Below are 16,417 nucleotides of genomic sequence, written 5' to 3'. Positions count from 1 at the left end.
CCTTCAGTCCTGCCCACTAGACAGACTGAATCACCGATATCTCTGCGTCGCAACTGCTGACTTTTTCAACGAAATCGACCCATTGCCGACGTTAGCTGCTTCGGCGGCCGCCTTTCTGCGCAAAGAGTATCAGTAGGGGATATGCCAGCGCGAGAATGAAAATCGCGTCGAACAGGTAGACCGCAAATCCGCGCCCGAACGACGCTCCCGCCCCGAACGTAAACTCTCGCGCGTCAGAGAACAGTATCGGCAGGTTAAGAACGGTCGAAATGAAGTGACCGACCCAGCCACCTCCGCAGGTGAAGCTTTGCTGTCCCTCGCTCAAGCTGCACCCGATGGATTTCAGTATAGGGTAAGCGACAAACTCCAAGGGCGCTACAACGATGGCAACCCCCACGATGCATAAGCAAAGCAGGCTCACACCTCGGAAAACTCTGAGCATTATCGACCCCGCATTCACCGAGAGTATCAATATCGATAGCGAGTTGCGACTGTCGTTGATTGGCTCATCGAACGGCTTCGAGGTGCTGGTAAACGGACCCTTGCGACGGATAAGCGTCTGCTTGTGGCCCATCTGAGAAGAGAGACGTGGATGCGCAGGCCAAGGCCGCGCATGACGGAATTATTCAACCGGAATTGAAATCATGCCGTCACCGCTCGCGCGTGCGGTCGCCGCTGCGGCGGTGACGCATGACCGTATCCAGGGCGAGCACTTTACGTTCGCTCCGATGAAATACGACACCGATCGTGACGCGCCGCTGATCTCCGATCCGGCGCGCACCGTGGTCGAGCACGTGCTGTGCCCGTTCGGCGAGTCCGCCGCCCGCGCGGGTGCCGGGGCGTTCGCACAAGCTGGCGTCAAGCCGGAGCGCGCTGGGCATGCGACCGATCGGCCCTATGTCTCGCTCGATCTGTCGCGTCTGGCCTGGCGCCCGCGCACCGGCGACCTCGTGACCCAGGAGGCGACCGGGCGGCGCTTCCGCATTCACGAGGTGCTGCCATCGACGCCGGGCTTTGTCCGGCTCACGCTCAATGGGATCTAACCATGCTGGCACGCGAATTTCTGCGGCTGACGGCGCTGGAAGCGCTGCGCCCCTCGGCGCTGCTGCCGAGCAGCGGTCCCTGGCCGACCATTGCCGGTGCCTATGTCTCGGACTCGCGCATCGATCCGTTCGATGACCTCACCGACGACGAGAAGCGCCCGCTGATCGCCGTGTTCACGGAAAACTCGTCGCTCGCCAGATCGCGCAGGCTGGCCCCGCCTTCTATAAGGGTGAGGTCGATCTCGTGTTCGAGATCTCTGACGTCGCCAACTTCCATCAGGACGGCAAGGTCATCGTCGACTATGCCGACACCGATGCGGCGGTCGAGGCCTCGCTCGGCGTGCTCGAAGATCAGATCTTTCACGCGCTGCATTTCGGGCCGACCGGCGCGCTGTTCCGGCAAATGGTCAAGCTGCCGTTCGAGGAGTGGCACTCCACCATCAAGCATCGCTCGGGCGAGGAAAACAACCGCCTCGCGGCCCGGACGATCCGGGGCCGCATCCGGGTGAAGGAGGCCTGTTACGACCCGGCGCCGGCCTCGCCGCCCGCGGATTTCGACCGGCTCCCGGCCGCGCTCAAGGCGATCGCGACGCAGCTCGGGCCGTCCACCTATCTGCACCGTCTCGCGCTCGGCATGGCGCGCGCCGTGTCGGTCATGCCGACACGCGTCAACCTCGATATGGTCGCCATCAAGGCGGTCCCGCAACCCGGCGCCATCAGCACCGAACCGGTGCAGTCGGCCGCCGACAATCTGCAAGGTGGATAATGGACAATATCTTTCTGAAGCCAGCGCCGCCCGCGGCGGACGGCGTCGTACGCGTGCGCGATCCCCAAACCGGCGCCCCGCTAGCCGCGAGCGGCGAGTGGAAAGCGCGGTCGCAATATTGGACGCGTCGGCTTCGCGACGGTGACGTCATCGAAGTGCAACAGGCCGAGGCGGAGCCCACTGCAGCCACGTCGACGTCCGGAATTGGACCCAAACCGGAAGCTACCGACCCTCACATCGAGTAGACCCGTCATGCTCCCACCCCGATCGAGGACAAATCGACTCATGCGGCAGGCTCGCCGCAAAAACTGGAGGGAGAAGAGAGAGCGCGGCAAAACGCTCAACGTAGGCTAGAAGTTCCACCGTGGATGTGGTACTGAGATAAGCGATTCGTATATAGATACCGTCTTTATGCTTTAAGGATTGCATAGTGACTGACCGGCGTGACGAAATTGAAGCTTTATTGAAGCATGAACGCCTCGAAAAGGTCCAAGGTTACACGAAGCGCGGAAGGCGCTTTCAGCTTTTGCCAGATGCCGAGTTGGTTGATTTCTGGGTACTTGCGATGAACCATTGGGCCGACGGCTCAAACGAGTTCACGTCGCAAGACCTTGATGATTGCCAATCTGAGATGATGTTGAGGCGCATTGAACCGCCATTCGATCGCGTAAGCGAGATATGGGAGCGTGTTGCTCGAAGAGCGGACATTCATTTCAACTTGATTGATAATGATCCAAAAGCTCGCGCCGCTACGGAAGCTTTGTTGGAAGAGCAACTTGGGCAGTTTCGTCAGCAGACCAGGCGCCCGAAGCATTAGTTGTGAGTTGAGAGAAGGCCGATCTGCACACCGAAAGGCTCATTACCGGACCAAGCGGAACGCAAACGGCAGAACTGCTTTTGGCCCATCTTGGACCTAACGGTAGCCCTCGCAGGCCGTCTGTTTTCGGGCTACAATCGGAAGTGGGCCGTAGGACCGCCCCAAGGCCGGCTTTGACCCGAAGCCAGCATCGTCTGTGGGCTCTCGGCACGGTTCCTGCAATGATCGCGCAGTACGCGAGAGACGTTGTCACACCGATCACCTTCTGCCTAGATCTTCTGCGAAACGGAGGAGGTAACCATCAGGGTCTTGCACCAGAAATTGCCTGTTGCCCCGCTCTTCGCCCGTAATCTCGTACCAAGCATCGTGACAGTCTCTGAAAAATGGCCAATTCGCTCCCCTCAGGGCTTCGACGAGGGGAGCGACCGAGTTGACAAACATTTGGAAGTTAATCCCGCGTCCCAACGGACGCTCAAGATTCCCAGTCTCCCAATTGCCGTTTCGCTGTTGTAGCATGAGCTGAGAGCCCTGCAACTCTATGTACATGAAGCGGTTCGCCGGTCGCTGATATGCGATTTGAAAACCGAGTATTCTGCACCAGAACGCCTCGCTCCGCTGCAAATCAAACACGTCCAACTCGGGGACCAGCCGGGCGAACCCTCCGGCAGGCAATCTGTTCTTCGATGTTTCCATTCCCCCGCGAGGCTCCTCGATGCAGCGCTGATCGCTCGCATGTTCTTAGCATTCGCGAGCCGCATTGACGATCGCTTCCTTGGCGGCGTCGGTTCAGCAGCGAGATCCGGTACGCAAAGACACGAACGCGACGTCGGACAATTTGCTCATCTGGCGCTCGATCGCTCTGAAGATCGTCGCACGAGGCTCCGCCAAGGGGAAGACGATTTCGCCAACTGATCAATCCATTCCTCGGCTAACACCAGCGTGCAGGAGCTCGTTGAGAGCGGCGAGTCAGCCGAACGATTACTAGCAGCTCAACTCAGAGATTCCCCGCCTTTAGCGAGGTTTATCGATTATGTTCTCTGCATCTGTCTCCGACATGCTCGGCTGAAGGATAGTGCAGCGGTTCGATCTTTGTTGCCTCAGGTCTGTTCGTCTTCGGATTGATTGTCGCCCTCATCGAGCTTTTTCATGTTTTCAAGGATCTTCAGCAGATCATGCAGACCGTGCACCGTGTCGTTGACGGAAATATCCGCCAGCACGTGATCGTAGTAGGTATGGATCTTCGGTAGCGCGAGCGTCTGCCAGACATGGCGACCAGTATCCGTCCATGACGAGCCTTGATCTCGGTCGCGCTCGTCCTGAGCGATCGTCACGTGTCCGCCGCGCCATACGGCCGACGAGTCCCGCGAGATTCTCGCCGGCTGACCCTGAGGTACTCGACAAGGTCGCCGCCGCTCATTCCGCTCCGTGCCTTCGGGCGGGGACAGCGCGCCCAGCACCGCCCATTGCTGGGTCGTCAGCCCCTCCTCCTGCACGGCCCGGGCCCCCGTTTTATGCAACATATTGGCCGCGTCATCACTGGCGAACAACAGAATGGCGCCGGGCAGATCATCCGGCTGGCCGATGCGACCCAGCGGGATCGAGCGTGTGAAGGCCTCGACCAGCTTCGAAGGCGGAGATCATCGGCCTCGCCAATGCCGGCACCGATACGATCAACGCGATCAAGACGGCCGGCGAGTTCGGCATCGTCGCCGGCGGACAGAAGCTGGTCGGCCTGGTGCTCTTCATCAGCGACATCCATGCGCTCGGCCTGAAGGCGGCGAAAGGGCTCATGCTGACCACCGCCTCTTACAGGGACCTGAACGACAAGACTCGAGTTTTCGCTGAGCGGTTCGCCAGGCGCAGCAACGGCAAAGTGCGCCCGATGAGTTAGGCCGGCACCTATTCCACCACGCTGGCTATCTGCGGGCCGTCGAGAAGGTCGGCAGCGCCAAGGACGGCGCAGCTGTGATCGCGGCAATGCGCGACGCTGGCGCCTTTGATGATCCGCTGTTTAGCAAGACGATCGTGCGCGTCGACGGACGGGTCGCGCACGACATGTATCTGGTCGAGGTCAAGGAGCCGGGGCAATCGAAAAAGCCGTTCGATTACTACAAGGTGGTTGCCACGGTCCCGGCCGATCGCGCATTTCGCCCTCTGGCCGACGGCAACTGCTCGCTGGCGCAATGACGCCTCGCCTGCTCCCAAAGGTCAGGCCGGCGAGGAACAGTCCGCGCAGTCGGAGCGGCCGGCCGACTGCGATGCGCTCCGCCCGGCAGATCCGGACGGAGCGCGATCGGCTCACTCGGCGGTCTTGCGCGGCCGCGACCAGAGGAGCGTGTAGCCCTCGCCGCCCTCGTCCTCGAACAGGTTGGCGTAGATCGGGGCGTTGAAGGAAGGATCGTCGAGCTTGAGCGAGAGATAGTCGCGTCCCTCCTCGGAGTGACGTGCCCAGGCGGCGCCGATCTCGACCCGCCCGGCATAGACGCGGTGGCTGGGCGCGTTCTCGCTGGAGCGGTTGGCTTCGGGGACGATGCGTACACCCTTGGCCTTGAGGCTCAGGGTGATGATCTCGCCCTGGAAATCGTCGCCGACCTTCTTGAAGGAACCGATGGAAGCCATGTTGTCTCTCCTTGGCTGGTTCGGGCCGCGACCACCGCGGCCTCGATGGCGCATATCGGACGAACGGCGAGCGACGGCGCACCCGAAGGGCTGAAGCGGCAGCGGAGGACGGCGTCGGCCAACTTTCTTGTCCCGCGAGGAATGGACGTTCCGTCCAGGGGAAGAAAGTTGGCCGGCGGCGTTGCGCTCAGGCGATCGAGGCCCAGCCGGCCTTCGGCCAGATCAAGCCATCACGAGGCAAGGTGCGTCACTGCCTGATCAGTTCACGGGAGAGACATGGTGCACTGAGGCTGCACAAGAGATCGGGATGATCAGGCGAAAGATCAGAAGCCACCGAGAAGAAAAGCGTGTGCCGATGTGTGCCCTGGCTGCCAAACGTCCGTCATGCCCGGCGAAAGGCCTGGGACAGTCGAGATCCGAAAGGGGGTCCAGCCGGTTCGAGCAGAGTCCCGACTATCTTTCCGATGGAGCTCGACGCCTTGTCGTTCAACGCTAGCGATCCGCATCAAGCTCCTCGAGAACGAGGGCAGCGAGAGCTCTACGCTCCTGTGATCCCGACCACGCTGAACGCGGGGGCCGCTCGGGGTCACGTCTTGCAGCGAGACTGGCGGGGACAGTTCGTAGGCGAAAGACCGATGGAAGGCGGCAGCACGAACCAGGGATGTTCCGACCACGCCGCGCCCGCACAACGTCGTAAAGGCCGGCAGGCACGACCAGTCCAAGAGGCCGTGACGAGAACCAATTGCTGCCGATTGCAGGTATCGTCGCGCGGTCAGCGCGTCAGACGACCACGACCGCTCCCGCGCCACCACGTGCAACGCGATTCAAGCAGACATGCATCTCGATGACGAGTGCAGAGAGTCGCCTGGGATATCGACGCGGGCCGCTTTAGCAAGGCAAAGGACCTGCAGAGTTGACGGCGCTCACGCGTCGCCTTGGCCAGGAGTCCACACGGAATGCCAAGCCCAAGCGCCTCGTCGGCGAGGTTGCCCTGGATCCCCGAGCCGGGAGAGAACGTGACGCCGATCGGGAGTGTCTCGAGTAAGGCGTCGGTGCGCTTGAAGGGATCTGATCGATTGGAGGCCGCGCGCAGTTCAGTGGATGGCGGCATACATGATCTTCTCTTCGGTCGCTTCGATCGCCGAGAATTCTTCGACGACCTTGCCTTGCCTTGATACCAGGATCCGATCGGATAGCGCTATAATTTCCGGCAGATAGGAGGATATCACGACCACAGCTCTGCCTTCATCGGCGAGCCTGTTGATCAACTCGTGAATTTCGACGATGGCCCCGACGTCGACCCCGCGCGTCGGCTCATCGAAGATGATCAGCTCCGGATCCTGAATCAACGATTTAGCGATGACAACCTTCTGCTGATTGCCGCCGGAAAGCTCGACAACCTTGACCTCGTCGCCGATGGCGCGAACCTTGAGACGTTCGATCCAGGTCTTGCCGACCCCATTTCTTTCACGACGCGACAACCAGGCTCGCCCTTCCGGAAACTTGGCAAGCAGACCCAAATAGATGTTGCGCGCGATCGAGGCCGTCTCGAAAAAGCCCTCCACTTTGCGGTCTTCGGTGATGTAGGCGATTCCGGCTTTCACGGCCGGCGCGGGCACGCGATATCGCACAGACTTGTCGTTGAGCAGAATTTCTCCACCGTGAAAGAAATCACGCTTCAGAATACCCGAGACGATCTTAAAAGTCTCGGTTCGGCCCGAGCCGACCAGTCCGAACACGCCCGTGATCTGGCCCGCGAACACCGACAATGAGTTGTTCCTGACCATCGGCGCCATTTTGAGATTCTGTATTGTCAACACGCGCCTGCCGGCCGGGCGCACTTTGTCCTTCCGCACACCATAGAGCGTATTTGAGAGGTTTCGTCCGACCATGGCCTGAACGATGCGCGCTCGATCGAATCCCGAGGCGTCGTCGGTGACGACGTGCTTGCCGTCCCGCAGGACAGTAATGCGATCGGCCAACAGCAAGGCTTCTTCGAGCGCGTGCGAGATGAAGACGATCGAAACACCGCGCCTCTTCAAATCCCGCACCAAATCGAAGAAATACTTCTTCTCCTCTGGCGTAAGCGTCGCCGTGGGTTCGTCAAAGATGATGACTTTCGCCTTGTGCAGCACGGCGCGAGCGATTTCGACCATCTGCTTCTTGGCCGCGCCCAGGCCGCCGACGGTCGCCGTCGGCGCGACGTCGAAATTGAGAGATTGGAGGAACTGCTGAGCCGCGATGTAGATGCCGCGCAGCCGATTGTAGAATCGCTCCTGACCGAGAAACAGGTTTTGCGCCACGGTCATCGTCGGCACCAGACTGTTTTCCTGAAACACCATTGCGATGCCAAGATGCCGCGCCTCCAGCGGCGTTCTGGGAGACACCGCGACGCCATCGACCGTCATTGCACCTGACGTCAAGGCCACGACACCGGCCATGACCTTGGTCAAGGTCGACTTGCCTGCGCCGTTTTCGCCGACCAACGCGTGGATCTCGCCCCGCCGCAGCTCGAAATCGACGCCCTCGATCGCTGGCACGCCGGCATACAGCTTGGTTGCCTTCGACAGGGACAGGATGATCTCGCTCATGGAAGGACCTCCTGGCCAAGGGTTGCAAGGGGCAGCCTGAGCACCCTGCCCGGCCCCTTTGCGATCATGACGAGGTCGCCGCCGTATTCGACGGCAGCGACGATGCCGTGATTGACGCCATCAGCGCGGCTATGAAGCGAATAAACCGGCAGTCCGTCGGCACCGAGCCGGATGACGAGTCCGTACGACCGTGGCGGAGCCCACGGCTTCATGACACCCATGGTCTTGATGTGCGCTCCCTGCAGCGGTTCCTTGAAGGACTGGCCGGACCTGAGCCGTGGTGCCACCCAATAGTCAGGCTCGATCTCAGCAATCATGCGACGCCGGTAGGCCGGTTCGCGCAGCACGAACTCGACCAATTGCGTGCGGGCGATAAAGGCCGTCAGCCAGAAGCCGCCGCCATGCGCCGGTGCAAGCCGGGAGGGATAGACCGGCAGGTGACCGAGCACGACCGTGCGCGTGCCGCCGGGTGCGATCGAGACCAGACGGTGCCGCCAGCTTTCACTGACCAGCACGTCGTTGCCGTTTGCGACGGCACCGAAGGCGTAGCGAAGCCCGCCCGCAAGCTGCTGCATCGTCTGCGTCCGCGGATCGAGCCTGAAGACACGGCCGGTATCACCGAGCTCCATCAGGTCGCGCGCCCAATCGCCGACCTCATACGATGACGAACCATCGGTTGCGATCAGGGTGCCGTCGCCTGCGGGCGCAAGCGCGTTGACGGCGCGCAACTCACCGGTAAATGTCGAGACCGGGGTCTTGGCGGTGATGTCGTCATAGAAATGAACCTCAGTGCCGCCAATCGCAACGGCCAGACCGCCGGACGGAAGCATCGCCAACGCGGAGATCGGCCGCGCGAATCTGCGGATCTCCGTAGGCGACGATCCGGCCCAACGCAGGAGTCGCGCGCCGTCGGCGATGAGAAGGGAGCGGCCGTCGGACGCAATATCCTCCGGTGCTTCACATTCGAGGAGCGTTTCGGCTGCCTCCAGCACTTGATTGGCCTTCAGCGCCCCGTCGAACGACGGAACGGTGATGGTCGCATCGCCGCGGCCGAGCAAGCGGTTTGCGAATTCACGGATGGCGGCGATCACGAATGCCTCCTCCAGCGTGTATCGTAGTGGACGAAGTCTGGATCGGCGTTCTCCAGCTTGAAGCGCCCGATCCTGTTGTTGGCGATACCGCCGAGATAGAGATAACCGCGGTGTTCCCGCATCGAGGTAATCATCGGATGATTGACGCCCTTGAGGTCCCAGAGGGATTCCAGGATCTGGCCCTGCTCGTTGAACTTGACGACGCACCCGGTGTTGATGTTCGGAAATAGCCATTCGTCGATCGGCACCCGCTTGGCCATGCGCCGCCGGAAGCCCGGCATCTGCCACGCCAAGTCGAGCGAAGGGCTGCGCATGCCGACCAGCGCCAGCCAATAGTTGCCATCCGACGCCAGATTGATGTTGTCGGGATAGCCCGGCAGATTGTCCATGACGGTCTCGACCGCGCCTTTCTTCGGACCAGCGAACCAGTATCGCTTGATCGAGCAGCCGAAGGTCTCCGCGAACAAGATCGACTGACCGTCGCTGGCAACAGCGACGCCGTTCGGAAACTTAAGTCCGCGCAGCACGGTGTGGGTCGTTCCACTCTTCGTGTCGTAGCAGATGATGCGACCGTTGCCGCGCGCCTCCAGCCCGTCGACCGGCCACTCGTCCATCTCGTAGCGAACGGTCGCCTCGGAGAAGAAGATCAGTCCGTCATCGGTGATGTCGAGGTCGTCGGCGAGCCGCAGACGGCTGTCGTCATTCACCGAATACAGGCTGCGGTTGGTCTCGTCGGTGGCCTTCTCCACGGTCCCGTCGGGCGTGATGCGGTAGAGACCCATGCCGCCGATGCAGACATACAGATTGTCCTGGCGGTCGAACGCCATTCCGAGCGGCTGGCCGCCGATATGGGCGAACACCTCCATCCGCTCGTAGTCCGGCGGAAAGAACCGGATGATGTCACCGTGACGGGAGCCGGCATAGAGCACGTCGTTGCGGTCGAGAATGACATCCTCCGGCGCCTCGATCCGTCCGAGCCCGATGAGAGACACATCGCGAAGCTTGTCGTTCTGCTCGAACGGCCCGCCCTTGCCGATCTCGGTCGGGGGTGGCGGCGGCAGCGCATGATAGGTCGGGGCAACGTAGACCTTGCTGATGATCCGGTTGCGGTTCTTCTGCCAGCGTATATCGACCATGGCGGCCGCCAGGAGGATCGTCGCGAGCGCCATGCGGTTGACGCCGCCACGCGCGTTCATCGCGGTCAAGCCGTTGGTCATCAGGAGGACGATGAGCACACCGACCAGCGACTTGACGACCGAACCCTTGCCACCGCCCAGTGTGATCCCGCCGAGGACGGTTGCAGTCAGGACGATCACCTCGAGGCCGACGCCGATGTCGCCGCCCACGGTTCCGAGGCGGGCGGCAAAGAACAACGCACCGATGCTGGTCAGAACGCCGCTCGCGACGTAGCAGAGCGCGATGGTCCGCCGCACCGGAATGCCGGAATTGTAGGCCGAGCGGCGCGATCCGCCGATCGCCGTGATGTGCCAGCCGGGCCGCAGCCGCGTCAGAAAGACATGGCCGACGATGGCGACGATGACATAGAGCAGCGCGACGCTCGGGATTCCCAGAACATCCCCGCCGCCAATGAAATCCCACGAGGGGATATCTGGAAGCGATGACGCGATGGCGTTCGAATAGCGTTGGATCAGCAGATCGAACGCCGAGCGATAGATGATCAGCGTGATCAGCGTGGCGATGAAGGCGCGAAGTCTCAGATATCCGATCAAGACCCCGTTCACGGCGCCAAGCAGCCCGCCGACGACCATGGTCGCGACGACCACCGCCGGAACGGGCCAATTGAGAACGTCCAGGAGATAGAGCGCGCAGAAATCCGTCAGGGCAAACATCGACCCGACCGACAGGTCGATGCCGCCGACGATGACCACAAGCCCCATTCCGAGACCGATGAAACCGATCTCTCCGGCCTGGCGCGCAGTGTCGGCGAGACTCGCGGGGGACAGAAAGTGCTCCAGGACCCGGCTCAATGCGAAGCCGACGATCAGGAGCAGAAGCACAGGAACGGCGGTTTCGGTCCACCTCTTGGACAAGATCTCGCCGAGGAGATGGTCGGGCCAGTAGCGATATCGCAGCCGAGTCAATGTCTCGCGCATCTGCCTTCCATGGGTACTGCCTATGCAATCGTCTTGATGCGCGTCCCGGCCGAGCCGGAACGCGCGCCGCGGAGCGTCGTCACTTCTTGAGATCGGAGAGGTTCCAGCACGACGTCTGGGAGTCTGCGTTCTCCTTGGTGATCGGAATGAGCGTGCTGTATTCGAAGCCCTTGACCGAGCCCGCCTTCACCCCCGAGGACAGCAGCCACTTGATCGTTCCGGCCATCTGCGCCGCCTGCGTCGGCACGTCGTAGCTCATGTTCAGATCGAACGAGCCGTTCTTCACGAGCTCGCAGGCGCCCTTGCGCTCTCCACCGCCCGATGTTGCCAGGAAGACCTTGCCGGTGAGCCCGGCCTCCTTGATCGCGGCGGCAGTGCCGATATCCATGCCATCCCAGAAGCCCACGATGCCGCACAGGTCGGGATTCTGCTTCAGGACGGTCTGCGTGATGGCCTTGGCTTTCGCCGCATCCCAATCGGCCGCCTGGCTCGACACCACCTTGATTTCAGGATGCTTGGCGAGAACGTTCTCGACGCCCTTGAGTGTGTAGGCACTGGCGGCCGCGGACAGCGCCCCCTGAATGATCGCGATCTTGTTCGACTTGCCCTGGCAGGCCTTCACCACCCCTTCGGTCTGTCGTTCGCCGATCTCGATCCAGTTCGCGCCGACGAACGCGGAGCTGCGATAGGCTGATCCCATGTTGATCTGGATGACGTAGATCCCTTCGTTTTCGGCGCGCTGCAACAGCTTGGCATAGGTCTGGACGTCGGGATTGTGGATCACCATGACCGCCGGCTTCTCAGAGATCAGCGAGGTGACAGCCTGCGCCCCCGCGTTGGTGTTCCAGTTGGGATCGCGAATCTCGAACTTGACGCCGTAGGGTTCGAGCTCCTTCTTCAGGCCCGCGTACCAGCCCTCCGTCAGATCGAAATTCATGGCGACCGGCACGTAGGCGACCGTCTTGCCGGCAAGCGCCTCGCGAAAGGTCTTCTGAAAGGGCTCGTCAAGCCCCTGCTGCGCGAGCGCCGGCGCCGCAGCCGCCGCGAGCGTCACCGCCACAAGACTTCCAAGTGCTAGGCTATGCATGCGCATCGTCGTTTTCTCCCGTTTGATGTTTTCATTTTTCGGACTGAGCTAGATGTCGCCTTGCTGGGCTGTTTCTTCATTTCGCGGATTCAAGATCGTATCCGTGATCACCGCGATCAGCAGGACGACACCCTTGATCAGGTTCTGTCCGGCATAGGGAATATCCAGAATCGTCATGCCGTTCAGCATGGTCCCGATCAGCAGCGTGCCGATGATGACGTTCACGACGCCACCGCGGCCGCCGGACAATCCGATGCCCCCGAGCACGACGACGAGGATCACGTCATAGATCATGGTCGAGTTGAAGATCCGGGTGGGCATCGAGTTGACGGATGCCGCCATCACGAGACCGGCAAAGCAGCCGATCACCGCCGCAAGCACATATTGCAGCACGACAATCGGGCGCGAGGGAATGCCGGTCACCCGTGCGGCGAACGGATTGTCACCAACCGCATAGATAAAGGCCCCCCAACGGGTCTGACGCAGCAGAACGAACACAGCGATTGCGGCGATCGCAAACATCACGATCGACGTCGGAATGCCAAGGATGCTGCCCTGCCCGAGCCGCTCGAATCCCGCCATGCCGTCGCTCCATTGGACGACGTCGAGCTGGAACAGCGCCGCTTGCCCAAGTCCTGCAACAAACAGCCCAGTCGCGAGCGTTGCAAACAGCGGCGGCACCTCCGCATAGGCGATCAGCCAGCCATTGACGAGACCGATGGCGACGGCCAGGAGGCCGGCGGCGAGCAAGGAGGCCGGCAACGAATGACCGTTCTGCACCAACTGCAGGACGAGCCCGCCGGGGACCGCGAGGGCAGCGATGAGCGACAGATCGATGCCGCGCCCGATGACGACAACGGCCATCGCCAGGCCGAGAATGCCGAGAACTGCGACGTTCTGCAGCAGGGTCAGCATGTTGTCGGCGGTCAGGAAGCCTTTGAGGAAGATCGAGAAGGCCAGGAACAGCGCCGCGAAGACGGCGAACACGATCTCCTGTTGACCAAGCCGAAAGTGCTTCATCGTTTGCTCTCACCAATTCCCAACTACGCCCGCCCGCGTGGCGGTGTCGCTTCAATGCGATAGGTCTGCGGCAACGCCGACAGGCTCTCTGCAAGCCGGCCCAGCGCGACCTCGTCGATCGTTTCGACCGCAATGCAGACGACCGTGTTGAGCTTGTCGTCCTTGTTGACCTGGATGTCTGCCGCGGTTGCAGGACCGAATATCCGATCGACTTCCGTCCTGACCTTCTCCCGAACGGCGAGATCGCGAAGCGTCGGCTTGAAGATCTTGCCCACGGCGGTGACTGGAAGCGCGTCAAGCACCACCACGCGCTTCGGGCGCGCGGGGGGCTCGTGGACATTCTGCTCGAGGTAGTCGCAGAGCCGCGCGAGCTCGATCGTCTGCTGAGGCGACGGCACAACGAAGAGAATCGGAACCTCGCCAGCGTAGGCGTCCGGCATGCCAACGGCAGAGCTCATTTGCACGCCAGGATATGCATTGGCGACATCTTCGATGGCGGCGGGATCGATGTTGTGGCCGCTGCGAACGATGAGGTCCTTCTCCCGACCTGTGAGAACCAGCCGCTCGTCTGCGGTGAGGTAGCCGATATCGCCGGTCACGATCCAATCATCGTCGGTCAGGACGCCGACATTGTGCGTGGGATCGACATATCCGGGGAATACCTGCGGGCCCTTGGCCAGCACCAGCCCGCTCGTGAGCGGAGGACACTCCTTCCTCAGCTCCGGGTCGCCCAGTGCCACGATCTTCGTTCGCGAGAACGGCGCCCTGAATCCGACGCTGCCCTGAAGCGGCTCGCCGCGACCCGGGTTGAACGCGATCGCCGCCGCGGTCTCCGTCATCCCGTAAGTCTCGAACAACCTCACTCCCGTCCTGGCCTGGAAACGGTCACCAACCGCCTTCGGGAGCACCGCACCTCCAGTCAGCGCCATCCGGACCGAGCTGATATCGCAGGACCCGATCGGCACCTCCGCCAAAGCCGCAATGGAGGTCGGCACGCCGCTCACGATCGTCACGCGATGTCGTGCGACGGTGTACCAATAGTCGCGGACGACCTCCGGGACGCGCAGACCGTAGGGTGACGGAATGATCACGTGGCCGCCAGCGGCGAGAATCGACAGACCTGCAGTCATGGTGCCGCCGACATGAAACAGCGGAAACCCGTTCAGCGCGATGTCCAACTCGTCGAGCCCGTGAACCTGGGCGAAGCCCCATGCGGCGTGGATCTGGTTGCCATGTGTCAGGCGGACGAGCTTTGGACGTCCGGTCGTCCCTCCCGTGTGGAAGAGTGCGCACACCGACCGCCGATCATTTGACGGTTCGAAATCGAGCGCATCTCGGTGCTTCGAAGCGGCTTCGTCAAAGACGGCCATTCGGCCGTTCGCATCGCGACTCTCGCCTAGAACGAGAATCTTCTGCAAAGATCCGACCCGTGCGGCGACCTTGTTCGCCTTGTGCCAGAGCGCCGGATCGTCGGCTTCCGAAGGGATCACAAGCAACGCTGCATTCTGCGCGTCGAGGAGATCGACGATCGCGTCCTCGTTCAGCAGATAGTTGATCGAGCTCGCGACGCCGGCGACCTGGGCTCCGAGCAAGGCCGGAAAGACCTGCGGCAGGCTCGGGCAGAGGAATGCAACGGTCGGTCCATCCGGCCTGATGCCGGACGCCCTGAACAAGTTCGCCGCGCGGGATATGTCGGCAAGCAATTGACGGTGAGTGAGGCTGATTTCGCGGGATTCACGAGGTGTCAGAACGGTCAGTGCCTGCCGATCCGGATGCAATCGGGCGGTCGCCTCGAACAGGTGATACAGATTTCGCGCAGGTACGAGGGCGTCATATGGCAGCCGCTCCAGCGCCACGATGTCAGCAATGGAGCCGACAGGGCGCGTGAACCTCGTCGTCATCGGTGAAGGCAGGCCTCCCCCCATTGCTGCAGTCCCTGGCACGGCAAATCACGCACGCCCGCATCGGCATCCGCGACTGCTTCCTCCCATTTTTGTTCTCTTAGCTTGCCGCCCCGAGTGACGCTTGCCTCGGAGCGCAAAGCTTTTGCATGGCCGCGCAAAGTTGGCTTGCGTAGAGCCGCTGGGCAACTAGAATTGCGGAACGGTCCTTGTGCGATGCAAAATGCAGCTTGGGCTGCTCGCGATGGATGACCGATGGAGCTCGTGTTCACAACGGAAAGCCTTGAGCCTTCCAAGCGCTACGCTGCCTGGCAAGGCGCCATTTGCGACGTCTATGTCCATGTCGACGTCGAGGCCGAGCAACGGTCCGACTATCAGGGCTTCATCCGGGAAGCACGATTTGGCGTGCTGACGATGACCGACGTATTGCTGTCGGAGCAACGGATATCACGACGGGAGCGGCATATCGCCAGGCTCGACAAGGATTGCTACTACGTCGAATTCGTTCAACAGGGCAAGATCAACGTCCTGCAGGCAGGCCAGACGCTGAATACGAATCCCCACGTAGGTGCAATCTTCTCCGCGGCCGAAGCCTACGATCTGGAGTGCGTAGGGAAGGTTAGATCCCTCTACCTTGAGATTCCGCGCAAAGAATTTTCGTCGCGATTCACCGAGAACCGGATTCCCGTTGCGATGACTATTGCGACCGGACGCGGTCTTGGCCGGATCGCCGCCGAATTCTGTTCGACGTTGGCATCGGAAGCATCGTCAGTCGATGAAGCGGCGAGGTCGCGGCTCGGCGACGAGCTGATGGATGTTCTGGCTCTCGCCCTGGACATGGGCGACAAGGACCAATTTTCCGAGGACGCCACGGCTCAGAAAGCCCGCCTGCGCTCTGTCAAAGCCTGGATCGAGGAGCATCTCACCGACCACGACCTTTCGCTCGAGAAGATCGCACGGAACAACGGGGTCTCGCTCAGACACCTGCACTATCTTTTTCGACTTACGGACATGTCGGTGTCGGAGTGGATTCTCGACCGGCGCCTGCAACGGTCCTACGATATGCTGACACGACTTGAGCAGCGCGTGTTGTCGGTGACTGAGGTCGCCTACCAGCTGGGATTCAGCAGCTCGTCACACTTCAGCACCGTGTTCCGGCGGAAATTCGGGCATAGCCCGTCCGAGCTACGCCGACGATAGGCCGATGCTCAGTGGCCGAGCGGCTCAGGAGGCACTGCGCCGAGCTCCAGCACGTCCGCGTCGCCCACGCGACCATCAAACCTCGATTCACTCGACAGCTCCACCTTCGAGCAGTTGTGCCGCCAATCGCAAGGCACATCAAGGCCGGCACAGCGACGAGAGGCTGAT

General features: G+C 61.5%; 15 protein-coding genes and 1 pseudogene. 7 read left to right on the top strand and 9 right to left on the bottom strand.

The genetic code is table 11. The annotated features are described in order from the left end of the window. Positions 1-644: 644 nt before the first annotated feature. The 4 genes from QX073_RS28670 to QX073_RS28660 all read left to right on the top strand — a co-directional run bounded on the left by QX073_RS28670 (position 645) and on the right by QX073_RS28660 (position 2,626). Positions 645-1,043: a hypothetical protein gene (locus QX073_RS28670; protein ID WP_315718664.1), complete on the top strand. Its 399-nt coding sequence runs from the start codon at positions 645-647 to the stop codon at positions 1,041-1,043. A gap of 244 nt (positions 1,044-1,287) precedes the next feature. Then, the gene (locus QX073_RS28665) at positions 1,288-1,809 is read left to right on the top strand and encodes a hypothetical protein (RefSeq protein WP_315718665.1); all 522 of its coding nucleotides are present in this window, start codon (positions 1,288-1,290) and stop codon (positions 1,807-1,809) included. Next, positions 1,809-2,054: a DUF2635 domain-containing protein gene (locus QX073_RS34485; protein ID WP_409978007.1), complete on the top strand. Its 246-nt coding sequence runs from the start codon at positions 1,809-1,811 to the stop codon at positions 2,052-2,054. The genes QX073_RS28665 and QX073_RS34485 overlap by 1 nt, the downstream gene beginning before the upstream one ends. Positions 2,055-2,239: 185 nt before the next feature. Continuing rightward, the gene (locus QX073_RS28660) at positions 2,240-2,626 is read left to right on the top strand and encodes a hypothetical protein (protein ID WP_315718666.1); all 387 of its coding nucleotides are present in this window, start codon (positions 2,240-2,242) and stop codon (positions 2,624-2,626) included. A gap of 258 nt (positions 2,627-2,884) precedes the next feature. Here QX073_RS28660 and QX073_RS34480 read toward each other — a convergent pair whose 3' ends face one another. Together QX073_RS34480 and QX073_RS28655 are read right to left on the bottom strand one after the other, a co-directional pair. Continuing rightward, positions 2,885-3,319: a bleomycin resistance protein gene (locus QX073_RS34480; protein ID WP_409978008.1), complete on the bottom strand. Its 435-nt coding sequence runs from the start codon at positions 3,317-3,319 to the stop codon at positions 2,885-2,887. A 404-nt stretch (positions 3,320-3,723) separates the two neighbouring features. Continuing rightward, positions 3,724-4,155 (bottom strand): annotated as a pseudogene (locus tag QX073_RS28655) (MarR family transcriptional regulator); the annotation flags it as partial. Positions 4,156-4,262: 107 nt separating this feature from the next. Here QX073_RS28655 and QX073_RS28650 point away from each other — a divergent pair. Beyond that, positions 4,263-4,517 carry an ABC transporter substrate-binding protein gene (locus QX073_RS28650; RefSeq protein ID WP_315755052.1) on the top strand — a complete coding sequence of 85 codons (255 nt, stop codon included), beginning with the start codon at positions 4,263-4,265 and terminating at the stop codon, positions 4,515-4,517. Between the two features lie 86 nt (positions 4,518-4,603). Next, complete coding sequence (locus QX073_RS28645; RefSeq protein ID WP_315718543.1) at positions 4,604-4,813, top strand: hypothetical protein; 210 nt, start codon at positions 4,604-4,606, stop codon at positions 4,811-4,813. A gap of 111 nt (positions 4,814-4,924) precedes the next feature. Here QX073_RS28645 and QX073_RS28640 read toward each other — a convergent pair whose 3' ends face one another. From QX073_RS28640 to QX073_RS28610, 7 genes are all read right to left on the bottom strand, one after another. Then, positions 4,925-5,245: a DUF736 domain-containing protein gene (locus tag QX073_RS28640; protein WP_315718542.1), complete on the bottom strand. Its 321-nt coding sequence runs from the start codon at positions 5,243-5,245 to the stop codon at positions 4,925-4,927. A 1,094-nt stretch (positions 5,246-6,339) separates the two neighbouring features. Next, a complete protein-coding gene (locus tag QX073_RS28635; RefSeq protein ID WP_315718541.1) occupies positions 6,340-7,836 on the bottom strand; it encodes a sugar ABC transporter ATP-binding protein in 1,497 nt (498 codons plus the stop codon). Continuing rightward, on the bottom strand, positions 7,833-8,927 hold the full coding sequence (locus tag QX073_RS28630) for a hypothetical protein (RefSeq protein ID WP_315718540.1): 1,095 nt from the start codon (positions 8,925-8,927) through the stop codon (positions 7,833-7,835). The genes QX073_RS28635 and QX073_RS28630 overlap by 4 nt, the downstream gene beginning before the upstream one ends. After that, positions 8,924-11,041 carry an ABC transporter permease gene (locus QX073_RS28625; RefSeq protein ID WP_015663991.1) on the bottom strand — a complete coding sequence of 706 codons (2,118 nt, stop codon included), beginning with the start codon at positions 11,039-11,041 and terminating at the stop codon, positions 8,924-8,926. Before QX073_RS28625 ends, QX073_RS28630 begins: the two co-directional genes overlap by 4 nt. A gap of 79 nt (positions 11,042-11,120) precedes the next feature. Continuing rightward, a complete protein-coding gene (locus QX073_RS28620) occupies positions 11,121-12,134 on the bottom strand; it encodes a sugar ABC transporter substrate-binding protein (RefSeq protein WP_315718539.1) in 1,014 nt (337 codons plus the stop codon). Between the two features lie 42 nt (positions 12,135-12,176). Continuing rightward, positions 12,177-13,148: an ABC transporter permease gene (locus tag QX073_RS28615; protein WP_315718538.1), complete on the bottom strand. Its 972-nt coding sequence runs from the start codon at positions 13,146-13,148 to the stop codon at positions 12,177-12,179. 23 nt (positions 13,149-13,171) lie between these two features. Next, entirely contained in the window at positions 13,172-15,049 is a 1,878-nt protein-coding gene (locus QX073_RS28610; RefSeq protein ID WP_315718537.1) for an AMP-binding protein, read from the bottom strand. Positions 15,050-15,304: 255 nt separating this feature from the next. On the opposite strand from QX073_RS28610, the gene QX073_RS28605 reads away from it, so the two are divergent. Beyond that, positions 15,305-16,249, top strand: coding sequence for an AraC family transcriptional regulator (locus tag QX073_RS28605; protein WP_315718536.1), 945 nt, complete (start codon positions 15,305-15,307; stop codon positions 16,247-16,249). The last annotated feature ends 168 nt before the right edge of the window (positions 16,250-16,417 follow it).

Source organism: Bradyrhizobium sp. SZCCHNS3052, from assembly GCF_032484495.1.
In the GTDB taxonomy this organism is placed as follows: domain Bacteria; phylum Pseudomonadota; class Alphaproteobacteria; order Rhizobiales; family Xanthobacteraceae; genus Bradyrhizobium.
The sequence above is the reverse complement of the archived record's forward strand: the minus strand, read 5'-3'. Positions and strand labels throughout refer to the sequence as shown.